A 12,171-nucleotide genomic window follows, 5' to 3' on the forward strand; every position below is an offset into this window, starting at 1 on the left:
GCTTTCGCACCTCAGCGTCAATACTTGTCCAGTCAGTCGCCTTCGCCACTGGTGTTCTTCCGAATATCTACGAATTTCACCTCTACACTCGGAATTCCACTGACCTCTCCAAGATTCTAGCAATCTAGTTTCAGAGGCAGTTCCGGGGTTGAGCCCCGGGATTTCACCCCTGACTTGAATCGCCGCCTACGTGCGCTTTACGCCCAGTAATTCCGAACAACGCTAGCTCCCTCCGTATTACCGCGGCTGCTGGCACGGAGTTAGCCGGAGCTTATTCTCCAGGTACTGTCATTATCATCCCTGGTAAAAGAGCTTTACAACCCTAAGGCCTTCATCACTCACGCGGCATTGCTGGATCAGGCTTTCGCCCATTGTCCAATATTCCCCACTGCTGCCTCCCGTAGGAGTCTGGGCCGTGTCTCAGTCCCAGTGTGGCTGATCATCCTCTCAGACCAGCTAAGGATCGTCGCCTTGGTGAGCCTTTACCCCACCAACTAGCTAATCCTACGCGGGTTCATCCTTTGCCGATAAATCTTTGGTCTTACGACATCATCCGGTATTAGCAGTCATTTCTAACTGTTATTCCGAAGCAAAGGGCAGATCCCCACGCGTTACGCACCCGTGCGCCACTAACCCCGAAGGGTTCGTTCGACTTGCATGTGTTAGGCATGCCGCCAGCGTTCGTTCTGAGCCAGGATCAAACTCTCAAGTTTGTGTCACGAAACCACGGCACGGGTAAACCCGCTGACCGCAGCATCGAACTTCAGGAGCCGATACCTGCACTTGTCAAACGTAATGGATACGAAGGACATATGAGGTAACGACTTAAACAACCCATACACGGAGCCTGAAGCTCCCCGGATGGGGCGCCGTCGCCCACATGTCCCTTCATCTAAAACCGACAATGTCAAAGAGCCGCCGACAAATCGAAGCGGACAACCATCGTTCCCCGCTTTCTAGTTCGGGGGACTTGTTGTCCGTCTATGTTGGCGACCGGGGCGTTCGAGCCGTTTGAAGCGGCGTTCCCGTCCGGTGAACGGGCCTCTAAGCCTGACCCTTGATTCGGTCAACAGGGTTTTTGCAATTTTATTTCAAAAAGTTTGGAACCCAAGGATTTGCGGGCCTTTTTCGCGTCTGGTCCATCTCTGACCAATCCTCATTCACGCAAAGACCGTTGTCGTGTGGGCGTCAGGCAGCAGCAAAAGACGCTCAAAGGCTTGTTAACCCTGTTCTTCTAAGGCTGGTTTAAGGCATTCGTGCGTCGCGGGCGCATGATATCAGGGGTTCGTAGGCTTTCGATTGCATGACACAGCCGACTCTCACCGTAGCTATGAGCGTGTATAATGGGGCGCGATTCCTTGAATCGGCGATTGCCAGCGTGTGCGCACAAACCTTCACCGATTTCGAGTTCCTCATCCTCGACGATGGATCGACTGATCAAAGTGCAGCCATCGTTGCCCGCGCTGCGGGACGGGACAGCAGGATCAGGCCAATCCTGCGCGAGAACCGAGGGCTTGTCGCGAGCCTCAACCAACTGTTGGCAGAGGCGCGCGCACCGCTGGTAGCTAGAATGGACGCTGATGACCTGTGCTTGCCCGAACGATTTGCAAAGCAGATTGGATTTCTGGCCGGCCATCCTGACCACGGCGTGATCGGAACCTTCACCCGGGACATCGACCAACACGGCGCCGAATACCCCAGTTCGGGAGCCGACCATCCGGTCAGTCACGCGGACTTTGTTGCCAACATTGAACGCCACGGGCCGCTTCTGGCGCACCCAAGCGTCATATACCGCCGCGATGTGGTCCTCGCGGCGGGCGGTTACCATGGCGCGTTTCGCCACTGTGAAGATTTCGATCTATGGCTTCGCCTGGCACACCGGACGTGTATTGCCAATTTGCCCGAACGGTTATTGCAATATCGGCACTACGCCGACCAGGTTTCGAACCGCCATGCTGTGGAACAGCAGACCGGGGTTGCGATTGCTCGCCTCGCCTATGCCGAGCGTCAGGCGGGGCGCCCTGATCCGACCGAGCACTTGACTGCGCTTCCTGCGGTTGATGACCTCGACGATTTGTTCGGAAGGGAAGGTGTAGCCAAAGAAGTGCGCGGCGCCATTGCCCGGAGCCTAATCTATTCACCTTATGCGCTCAGCGGCAGTGGCTTCGATCTTTTGCTGCGTCATGTCGAAGAAGGCGGCAGCGGCCGCGCACTGTGGCTTACGGTCCCGCGGCTTGTACGCTTTGGCAAGCCGCACCGCGCCGCGCGCCTAGCCGCAGCGCTGGCGCGGACTTGACGCGGTGAGCATCCGCCGCGCCGCGGTCTGGTCACTGGCATCGCAATACTCCAGCTTTGCGGTCCAGTTTGCGACCAGCGTGATCATTTCGCGCCTTTACCTCCTGCCGGCTGACGTCGGCCTGTTTTCCATCGCATTAGCCGCTGCTATGATGTTCGCGATATTCCAGGATCTTGGGATAAGCCGGTTCGTATCGGGTCAACCCGACATGCGCACTGATTCAGTGCGCGACTATGCGGCGGTTTCAGTGGCGATTGGCTGGTTGGTTGCGTTGTTGGTCGCGCTTCTGGCGATTCCGTTGGCACGCTTTTATGATCAGCCGCGGCTGGCCGGGGTTTTGTGGATCATAGCGGCTGGCTATGCGATCAGCCCCTTTGCCACTGTTCCAGCCGCACTGCTGACCCGCGCGATGAACTTTCGAGCACTATTCCTTGCCAATGCCGGATCGGCGCTGACGGGCGGCGCGGTTTCCGTGTTGTGCGCCGCGCAAGGCCTGGGGCCAGCTTCGTTGGCCTGGGGCATGCTGGCAATCGCACTTAGCCGGCTGTTTATCGTCATAGTTCAGCGCCCCGTCTGGCCGCGACGGCCGCGCAATTTTGCTGCAGTCAGGCCGATGATCAGTTTCGGCTCATCCTCGGCCGTAATCAGCTTGTCTGGCGCCATCGGCATGCGATCCCAAGATCTGATTGTTGGGCGGCTGCTGGGCATCGCGGCAACCGGTCTATTTACCCGCGCCACTGCCTTGGCCGGTCAGCTCTCCACCTTGATGGTTGGCGCAATCAACGCAGTGTTCTATCCAGCCTTCGCGCGCAAGCGCGATCAGGGCGAGGACCTTGGCCCGCCCTATATGCACCTGGTTTCGTGCAACACGGCGCTGACCTGGCCAGCGCTGCTTGGCCTGGCCCTGGCGGCGGAACCATTAGTCTTGACGCTGTATGGTCCCAACTGGGCGCAAGTGGCGGCGCTTCTGCGCTGGACCGCACTGGGTGAAATGTTCTTTGTGGCGATTCCCTTGCAGATGGATATCCCGATCCTGCTGGGGCGCATCCGCCCCCTGGTCTGGATCAACCTGCTTGATACCGCGATGACGGTCGCCATTCTTACTCTTTGCGCATTCTACGGGGTAGAGGCGGCGGCGTTTAGCCGCATTCTTTACGGGGCTGTGTGGTTCCTTATTTATGCCGTCTATCTTCACCGGCTGCTATCAATCCGGGTCCGCACCATGGCAGCGACGTATGGCAAGAGCGCTGTCTGCGCGGTGGCTGCCGGCGCACCCCTTTATGCCGCGATGCATTCCGGACTTTATCATGCAGAACAGGGACTGATGCCCATAATCGGCCTGGCCTGTGCCGGCGTGGTCTGCTGGCTGGCGGCGCTGGCCGCGCTGCGTCATCCTGCATGGAGCGAAATTTGCCTGGCCTTTGGCCATGCCCGCGGCCTTGCATCCCGGCAACAGCGCGGCTGATCCGACCAAGCATCCCCTGCCAATCGGCGAAACGCGTGGCGCCAAGACCGCAAAAGGCGTAACTTCGTGGTCGGAGAAGGAAACCGCCATGCCGATGAATGCGCTTATGGCCTCAATAATGTCAGTGGCCGCCGCCATACCGGTGATCACCGGGCAGACTGGCTCTCAGAAGACGTCAGACGTCGATATCGTCGGCTTGGAAAAGGACATGGACGGACGGATGACCGTTCCCGTTCGCGTCCACGAAAAAGGTCCTTTCAGCTTTCTGGTCGATACCGGATCGCAGAACACCGTGCTCAGCACCGACCTTGCAGCGCGCCTTGGCATTGTAATCAAGACACGCGCCACGCTGGTCGGCATTGCCGGACGTGAACAGGTAGACGCGGTGTCAGTCGAACAGATCGATATCGGCCGCCGCACCTATTATGGTCTTTTCGCCCCTTTGCTGACCCATACCAATATTGGAGCTGATGGCATTCTGGGGGTCGACAGCCTACAGGGCCAGCGCGTGCTGATCGATTTTGAAAAGAGGCTGATGGCGATCGGCGATGCCAAGGAACTAGGCGGCAACCGCGGGTATGAAATCGTAGTAACCGCGCGGCGCCGCTCAGGCCAACTGATCGTCACGAATGCGAAGATCAACGGGATCTTGACCGACGTGGTGATTGATACCGGCGCGCAAGGATCAATCGGCAACCGGGCCTTGCAAACTGCGATGAACAAGCGATCCAGCAAGTCAGAACAGACCATTCTGCGCAGTGTCACCGGACAGGAAATTGTCGCTGATATCGGCACTGGCCGCAAACTCTCGATCGGCGCAATCACCATCAACAATGTCCAGATCGCCTTTGCCGACACGCCGGCGTTTGGTGCTCTTGGCCTTGGCGATAAGCCGGCAATCCTTCTCGGCATGCGCGAACTGCAGGTATTTCGGCGTATCGCGATTGATTTTGAAAAGCGCAAAATCCTGTTTGACCTGCCCCGCGGAATGAACATGCCGGCTGACGGGTTCAAACCCCTGGTTGGTTCCAACGTGACCAGTGCAGGTGGCTAGGACAAATTACGCGTCCCTTTTGTTCTGCCGGTTTGCGCCTACATAACGGGCAATGCCGCCCGATGAATCTCCCGCCGCTGTGACTGCCCGCAACGAAGGCTGGGGAACCTTGCGCCGGTTTCTGCCTTATCTTTGGCCGGCTGATCGCCCTGCCCTGAAACGCAAGATCGTTTTTGCGGTCCTGCTGGTGCTGGCCAGCAAGGCGATCACCTTAGCCCTACCCTTTGCCTACAAGCGCGCGGTCGACGCGATGGGCGTGCCGGGCGGCACGGCGTTTCAGATCGCCTTCGCCTTTGTCCTGGCCTACGTGCTGGGACGTTTCACCGGCGTCGTGTTCGACAATCTGCGCAACATCGTGTTCGAGCGGGTCGGCCAAGAGGCCACGCGCCAGCTTGCAGTCAATACCTTCACCCGGCTTCACCAGCTTTCTCTGCGCTTTCACCTTGCACGCCGCACAGGCGAGGTGACCAAGACGATCGACCGCGGCACCAAGAGCATCGACGTCATGCTCTATTTCATACTGTTCAACATCGCCCCGACGGTGGTTGAACTGCTGGCCGTTGCGGTGATCTTTTACTTCAGCTTCGGTATGGGGCTGGTAATGGCGACCGCGATCGCAGTTGCCGCCTATGTCGCGGTGACGCGCTGGATTACTGACTGGCGCAATGCCCTGCGCGAAAAAATGAACCGGTTGGACGGCCAGGCATTGGCCCGTTCGGTCGATTCACTGCTGAATTACGAAACGGTCAAATACTTCAATGCAGAAGGGCGCGAGGCTCGTCGGTTTGAAGAGGCGGCTCAGGCCTATGCCAATGCCGCGGTCAAAAGCGAAAACAGCCTGGGTCTGCTCAACATTGCGCAAGCGCTAATCACCAACTTGCTGATGGCGGGAGCCATGGCCTATACCGTGCTGGAATGGTCAAAAGGGCGCCACACCGTTGGCGACCTGGTATTCGTTCAGACATACCTTACACAGCTGTTCCGCCCGCTAGACATGTTGGGAATGGTCTACCGGACGATCCGCCAAGGGTTGATCGACATGGCGCAGATGTTTGACCTAATCGACACTCCGGTCGAAGTTGCGGATGTTCCCGGGGCGCCCGCGCTTGTCATCAGCCGCCCGACGCTGGCATTCGAAAATGTGGTATTCGGTTATGAACCCGACCGCACAATACTTAATGGCCTGTCGTTTGAAGTGCCAGCCGGTCATCAGGTAGCACTTGTCGGACCGTCAGGCGCCGGTAAGAGCACGATCGCCCGGCTGGTTTTCCGCTTCTACGATCCGTGGAGCGGACGCATCCTGATCGATGGGCAGGACATCCGAAGCGTTACGCAGGAATCGCTGCGTCAGGCACTGGGTATCGTTCCGCAAGATTCTGTGCTGTTCAACGACACCATCGGTTACAACATCGCCTATGGCCGGGACGGTGCGGGCATGGCCGAGATCGAATTGGCGGCGCGCGGTGCCGCACTGGGTGATCTTATCGCACGGCTACCGCAAGGGTTCGACACCGAAGTGGGCGAACGCGGGCTCAAACTGTCGGGTGGTGAGAAACAGCGCGTTGCGATAGCCCGCACCTTGGTCAAGAATCCGCCGATCCTGCTGCTGGACGAGGCGACCAGCGCGCTAGATTCGCGCACCGAACAGGACATTCTTGCAACGCTGCATGCTGTTGCCGAAGGCCGCACTTCTCTGACCATCGCGCACCGACTGTCGACGATAGCCGACGCCGATATGATTCTGGTGTTAAACGAAGGCCGATTGGCAGAACAAGGCGCCCACGCCGCACTGCTGCGCAAACGCGGACTTTACGCCGATATGTGGCAGCGCCAAGCCGATGCGGTGGAAGACGCCGGCGTAGCGGCAGAGTGAACTACGGCATTACTTCTGTTTCAACCCAGATCACGGCCTGCGCCGCCTTCATACAGCTGTTTTCGGTATCCCAAGCAAGCACCGGCGAGCCATAAAGCTGCCAGCCTTGTCCGAGCGCCTCTGACACCCGTTCGCAAAAAGCGCGGTCGTCCTTGCCGGTAAGCAGGCGGTAAATGGGCTTGTCATCAGGGGGTGGCATCCTGGGGGATTAGCGCAACAAAGCCGCTTTGGCGAGAAGCTGCGGTTGACCGCGTTTCGCGCTATGCCATTGTCGCGGCCATGCGAATCCTGGCTGCTCTCGTCCTTGCCCTCCCCGCAACTGCCCTGGCGCAAGAACCGCCGGAAATCGAAGCGCTGCATGCCTTCACGCAGGCGCAGGCCAAGGCCGGGATGTTTGCCGGCGCAGTGCTGGTCGCTCAGGGCAAGGCGATCGCCTTTGACCGGGTTTACGGCAGCCGCAACGAAGTGACGGGCGAAGCCATGCAAAGCGGCGACCGTTTCAATATCGCCTCGGTGGGCAAACTTTTTACCGCCGTTGCCATCTTGCAGCTGATCGACCGGGGCAAGCTTACGCTCGACACGCCGATCGGCGCAGTCCTGCCAGCATACAGCAATGCTGCCGCGCGCCAGCAGGTGACTGTGCGGCATTTGCTGACGCACACCGATGGTCTGGGCGGCATCGATGAACTGTTCGGCGCGCAGAACGCATCGATACGAAGTTCGCTGACCGGCCACACCGCCATGATGGCTTTGCACGAGGACCGCGCGCCTGCGTTCACGCCCGGATCAAAGGTCGAATACGACAACTTCGGCATGGTGGTTCTGGGCCGGATGATCGAAGTGTTGTCGGGGAAGGATTATTACACCTACATCGGTGACAACATATTTGCACCTGCGGGCATGTTGCGCACCGATTTCGCCGCGTGCGCCAACCCGGCTGCGGACATGGCGCAGGGTTTTGCCACGGTGGCGGGTAAACGGGTAAGCAATTGCCTGACCCAGCCCGAACGTGGCTTCGCAGCGGGGGGTGCGTATTCCACCACGCGCGACTTGCTTCTATTCGTACACGCGCTCAATGCCGGAACGCTCGTGTCGAAAAAGCGGCTGGCCGAAGCCACCCGAACCCAGAAGGAATACATGGGTCTGGGCTTCTTTGCGACCGGCTATGGCAAGGGTGTGCCACCCCGCGATTTCCGCTGGGGTCACGGCGGTAGCAGCGATGGCGCCTGCACTGACCTGCGCTTTTACCCGCGTACCCGCGAAACGGTGATTGTACTGTCCAACCGCGAGGCGCCTGGCTGCTTTACCATCGCCAACTTCCTGCACGATCTGACAAACGCCAAGCAAGGCAAGTAAAGCCTGTGGCAGCTTGATGGCGCGCATGGTATGGAACACGAGGTCGCAGAAACGGGGTTACCATGCGACGCGTGCTGTTGGCGCTACTTGTTTGCAGCAGCGCCTGTTCCCAGACTTCGCAACGCGATCAGGCCATCGGCTTTGAGCGCACGCCGGGGGGTATACTTGCCCACGGTGAGCGGCTTTCCCGTGTGCTCGGCTGCTCCGGCTGCCATGGCAAGGATCTCGCCGGGAACGACTGGAGCGATGACATGGGCGTTCTGTGGACTGCCAACCTGACACTGACGGCCAGGAAATGGACCGCAGCGCAGTTTCAGCAAACACTTGTAACGGGCAAGGAGCCGGGTGGGCGCGAGCTGTGGGACATGCCGTCTTACCTGTTTACCCAGCTCACTCAGGACGAACTGGACGCGGTGACTGCCTATGTCCGCAGCAGGCCTGCAACCGGCGTGGTCCACCCGCGACCGCAGATGGGACCATTCTTGCAAGCAAAGCAGAAGGAAGGCGTCTACCGCTCCTCCGCTGCAGAAGTTGGCGCAACCGGCAAAACGCAAGCACCGCATGTTGCCGGACTTGAACTGGCGCGCCATATCGCCCGCGCAACCTGCGCCGAATGCCACGGCATCGACCTGCGTGGACGGACCAACCCGATCGACGGCAGGTCCACCCCCGATATCCGGCCACTGGCCGCCAGCTACTCACCCGAAGACTTTGAGCGCCTGCTGACCACCGGCGTTGCCGCAGGCGGACGCGAAGTGGGCCTGATGAGCGAGGTTGCGCGTGGGCGGTACAAGCATTTGACCACAGCCGAACGCAGTGCAATCCACGCTTATCTCAGAGCGCTGGCGATCCCGCGCTGACGCCGGGTCAGAGGATATATTTCGACAGATCGGTGTCCTTTGCAAGGCTGGCCAGGCGATCGCTGACATAAGCCTCATCGATCAGGATCGTTTCACCCTGCCGATCTTCCGCCTCGAAACTCAGTTCTTCCAACAGCTTTTCCATCACGGTCTGAAGCCGTCTTGCACCAATGTTCTCAACGCTTTCATTGACCTGTGCGGCTATGCGGGCGACAGCGCGAATGGCTTCGGGGGTAAAATCTACGCTGACCTTTTCGGTATCCAGAAGGGCGCGGTACTGTTCGACCAGATTAGCGCGCGTTTCTGACAAGATGCGAACGAAGTCGTCTTCGCTCAAGGCGGCCAGTTCAACCCGGATTGGCAGGCGGCCTTGCAGTTCCGGCAGCATGTCGCTTGGTTTGGCCACATGGAACGCACCGCTGGCAATGAACAGCACATGATCGGTCTTCATCGGGCCATATTTAGTGGCCACGGTCGTCCCCTCGATCAGCGGGAGCAGATCACGCTGCACGCCTTCGCGGCTTACTGATCCGCCGCGTACGTCGCTGACCGCGATCTTGTCGATCTCGTCGATAAAGACGATGCCATTGTGCTCGGCATTATAAAGCGCGACGCGGTTGACGTCGTCCTGGTCGAGCCGCTTGTCAGCCTCTTCATCGACCAGCTTGGTCCAGGCGTCAGGCACCTTCAGCTTCCGGCGCTTGAGGTTCTGCTTACCCATGGCCTTGTTCATCATGTCACTGATGTTGATCATTCCAACCCCGCCTGGCATGCCCGGCAGCTCGAACCCGCCAGTCGGCGCTTCCTCGACCTCGATCTCGACCTCGGTTTCGTCCATTGCCTTCTGCGCGATGCGCTGGCGGAAGCTTTCGCGGGTCGCCTCGCTCGCCCCGTCGCCGACCAGGGCCTTCAGCAGGCGGTCCATTGCCGCCTTTTCCGCTGCCTCCCGCACCGCTTCGCGGCGGCGGTCCTTTTCCAGGCGGATCGATTCTTCGGCCAAATCGCGCGCGATCTGCTCAACATCGCGGCCGACATAGCCGACCTCGGTAAACTTGGTCGCCTCAACTTTGACGAACGGTGCCTCGGCAAGCTTGGCCAGGCGGCGGCTAATCTCAGTCTTGCCGCAGCCCGTGGGGCCAATCATCAGGATGTTCTTAGGCGTCACTTCATCACGCAGTTCGGGCGACAGGCGTTGTCGCCGCCAGCGGTTGCGCAGGGCGACAGCGACAGCCTTCTTTGCTTCAGCCTGGCCGATGATGTGCTCGTCCAGCGCGCGGACGATGGCCTTGGGGGTGAGATTTTCCAACATGTTTGTGCAGAGTTCCGTTCGGGTCGCGCGGGGATTGATGACGATCAGATGATTTCAACTGTCACGCGGTCATTCGTGAACACGCAGACTTCAGCCGCTACCGCCATCGCGCGGCGTGCAATCGTTTCCGGGTCCTGTTCGTATTGGACCAGCGCCTTGGCGGCAGATAAGGCATAGTTGCCGCCCGATCCGATCGCGGCGATGCCTTCCTCAGGCTCCAGCACATCGCCACTGCCGGTCAGGATCAAAAGCACGTCCTTGTCCGCAACGATCATCAAGGCTTCAAGATTGCGAAGGTACTTGTCGGTCCGCCAGTCCTTGGCCAGTTCGACAGCGGCGCGCATTAGCTGCCCGCGATGCTGCTCCAACTTTTTTTCCAGCCGCTCGAACAGGGTAAATGCATCGGCGGTCGCCCCGGCAAAACCGGCAATCACGCTGCCGTCTCCCAGCCGCCGCACCTTGCGGGCGTTGGGCTTCATCACCGTATTGCCCATGGAAACCTGGCCATCGCCAGCGATAACGGTCTTTCCGCCCTGCTTAACGCCGATAATGGTGGTGCCGTGCCACTGAACCAGGCCGTGGTCGCTGTGTGAGGAGTTCATGCCGCCGGATATATGGTTGATCCGGCGGGCTTCAAGCTAGCTGCCGTTTGGCCCGCCAGTGTTATCGCCCGAACCACCACCTGCACCTGGTGCGCCGACAGTGCCGATATTGCCGAACAGGTCTTCAAGAAACGAGCGTTCGCGGCCCAACGTCGGCGTCTTATCGCCATCGGGGCTGATCCGGACAACCCTGTCCACGCCCGAGCGATCGACTGCAGCGACATTGCCAGCCGGATCAAAGCTGACCCGCATGACGCTCTGATCTTTTGTCTGCGGACGGCCGAAGGCCTTTTGCCGGGTATTGATCGATACGTAATACCAATCCTTGCGCCCGAACTCGCTAACGAAGGTCGGGCGGCCCAGCGTACGTTCAACAGACTGGGCATTGTCGATGCCCGGCTGGATCGAATCGGTCAGCACCGGATCAACGATGTAGCCGCGCTGGTCCTTGATCGAAGCGCACGCGCCCAGCGCCAGAACCGCCACGGCGCCCAGCAGAAAACGATACCTGTGCTGCATCAAAACTCTTGCTCCAGTCCGCCGGTGGTTGCCACTTGGACATTGCCGCCCGGGATCGTCTATTCTATCGACCGCGAGCCTTAGGCAACCTTGCCGCACCTGGCAATCCCGGCCCTTGCGGCTCGCTTGGGCTGACCGGGTTTAATCCCCGCTGAATGATCGAAAGGCAATGCCATGTCCTTCCTTGCCCGCCTGTTTGGCGCCCGGCCCGACCCGCGCGGCGCGCTGCGCCCGCTGTGGCACCGATTGGTCGAACTGGCGCGCGAGCCGCAGTGGTACACTCATGGCGGTATAGCCGATACAATGCCGGGCAGGTTCGACGCCGTCGCACTGGTCATGGCTTTGGTCATGCTGCGGATGGATGCGCGGCCGGATCTCAAGCTGCCTTCAGCCCGCCTGACCGAACTGTTCGTCGAAGATATGGACGGACAGATGCGGCAGAGCGGGGTTGGCGATCTGGTGGTGGGCAAGCGTGTAGCCAAATTGATGAGCGCGCTTGGCGGCCGGATCGAGGCCCTTCGCGCGGCACTGGCTCAGGCGGACGATGCCGCTCTCATCGCTGCAATCGAACGTAACGTGACGTTGACCGAAACCGCTAAGCCTGCAGCGATTGCGGCGGAATTGCGGGTGCTGGCCTCCACGCTGGCCGACACATCGGACGCAGACCTGCTGGCGGGAAGGATCGCTCGATGATTGAGCTCAGCCGCATCTACGGCCGCCGTACGCTACCGTCCCCGCCGCAGCACATTGTCGCGACGCGAGCGGAATGCGCCGCGTTGGCTCGCCGGTTCGATCTGGTCTCGGTCCAGGCGCTGGAAGCCACGGTAAGCATGACGG

General features: G+C 59.8%; 11 protein-coding genes and 1 rRNA gene. 7 read left to right on the top strand and 5 right to left on the bottom strand.

The annotated features are described in order from the left end of the window. Positions 1–713 (bottom strand): 16S ribosomal RNA (locus tag Q0L62_RS10900); the annotation flags it as partial. Between the two features lie 590 nt (positions 714–1,303). On the opposite strand from Q0L62_RS10900, the gene Q0L62_RS10905 reads away from it, so the two are divergent. From Q0L62_RS10905 to Q0L62_RS10920, 4 genes are read left to right on the top strand one after another with little or no spacing between them, the layout of a single operon-like run. After that, complete coding sequence (locus Q0L62_RS10905) at positions 1,304–2,296, top strand: glycosyltransferase (protein ID WP_296679703.1); 993 nt, start codon at positions 1,304–1,306, stop codon at positions 2,294–2,296. 4 nt (positions 2,297–2,300) lie between these two features. Next, on the top strand, positions 2,301–3,761 hold the full coding sequence (locus Q0L62_RS10910) for an oligosaccharide flippase family protein (protein ID WP_296679704.1): 1,461 nt from the start codon (positions 2,301–2,303) through the stop codon (positions 3,759–3,761). Continuing rightward, the gene (locus Q0L62_RS10915; protein WP_296679706.1) at positions 3,724–4,815 is read left to right on the top strand and encodes a retroviral-like aspartic protease family protein; all 1,092 of its coding nucleotides are present in this window, start codon (positions 3,724–3,726) and stop codon (positions 4,813–4,815) included. Before Q0L62_RS10910 ends, Q0L62_RS10915 begins: the two co-directional genes overlap by 38 nt. A gap of 52 nt (positions 4,816–4,867) precedes the next feature. After that, the gene (locus tag Q0L62_RS10920) at positions 4,868–6,688 is read left to right on the top strand and encodes an ABC transporter ATP-binding protein/permease (RefSeq protein ID WP_296679708.1); all 1,821 of its coding nucleotides are present in this window, start codon (positions 4,868–4,870) and stop codon (positions 6,686–6,688) included. Between the two features lies 1 nt (position 6,689). On the opposite strand, the gene Q0L62_RS10925 is transcribed toward Q0L62_RS10920, so the two are convergent. Next, entirely contained in the window at positions 6,690–6,887 is a 198-nt protein-coding gene (locus Q0L62_RS10925; RefSeq protein ID WP_296679709.1) for a DUF1737 domain-containing protein, read from the bottom strand. Between the two features lie 80 nt (positions 6,888–6,967). Here Q0L62_RS10925 and Q0L62_RS10930 point away from each other — a divergent pair, with 80 nt between their 5' ends. Together Q0L62_RS10930 and Q0L62_RS10935 are read left to right on the top strand one after the other, a co-directional pair. Beyond that, a complete protein-coding gene (locus Q0L62_RS10930) occupies positions 6,968–8,044 on the top strand; it encodes a serine hydrolase (protein ID WP_296679711.1) in 1,077 nt (358 codons plus the stop codon). 62 nt (positions 8,045–8,106) lie between these two features. Next, the gene (locus Q0L62_RS10935) at positions 8,107–8,904 is read left to right on the top strand and encodes a c-type cytochrome (protein WP_296679712.1); all 798 of its coding nucleotides are present in this window, start codon (positions 8,107–8,109) and stop codon (positions 8,902–8,904) included. A 7-nt stretch (positions 8,905–8,911) separates the two neighbouring features. On the opposite strand, the gene hslU is transcribed toward Q0L62_RS10935, so the two are convergent. The 3 genes from hslU to Q0L62_RS10950 are packed head-to-tail and all read right to left on the bottom strand — an operon-like array spanning position 8,912 to position 11,334. Then, the gene (gene hslU, locus Q0L62_RS10940) at positions 8,912–10,213 is read right to left on the bottom strand and encodes an ATP-dependent protease ATPase subunit HslU (RefSeq protein WP_296679713.1); all 1,302 of its coding nucleotides are present in this window, start codon (positions 10,211–10,213) and stop codon (positions 8,912–8,914) included. 44 nt (positions 10,214–10,257) lie between these two features. Further along, positions 10,258–10,815, bottom strand: coding sequence for an ATP-dependent protease subunit HslV (gene hslV / locus Q0L62_RS10945; RefSeq protein WP_296679715.1), 558 nt, complete (start codon positions 10,813–10,815; stop codon positions 10,258–10,260). Between the two features lie 36 nt (positions 10,816–10,851). Then, positions 10,852–11,334: an outer membrane protein assembly factor BamE gene (locus Q0L62_RS10950; RefSeq protein WP_296679716.1), complete on the bottom strand. Its 483-nt coding sequence runs from the start codon at positions 11,332–11,334 to the stop codon at positions 10,852–10,854. 174 nt (positions 11,335–11,508) lie between these two features. Here Q0L62_RS10950 and Q0L62_RS10955 point away from each other — a divergent pair, with 174 nt between their 5' ends. Beyond that, positions 11,509–12,027: a ubiquinol-cytochrome C chaperone family protein gene (locus Q0L62_RS10955; RefSeq protein ID WP_296679718.1), complete on the top strand. Its 519-nt coding sequence runs from the start codon at positions 11,509–11,511 to the stop codon at positions 12,025–12,027. Positions 12,028–12,171: the final 144 nt, after the last annotated feature.

Source organism: Novosphingobium sp. (genome assembly GCF_024642085.1).
In the GTDB taxonomy this organism is placed as follows: Bacteria; Pseudomonadota; Alphaproteobacteria; order Sphingomonadales; family Sphingomonadaceae; genus Novosphingobium.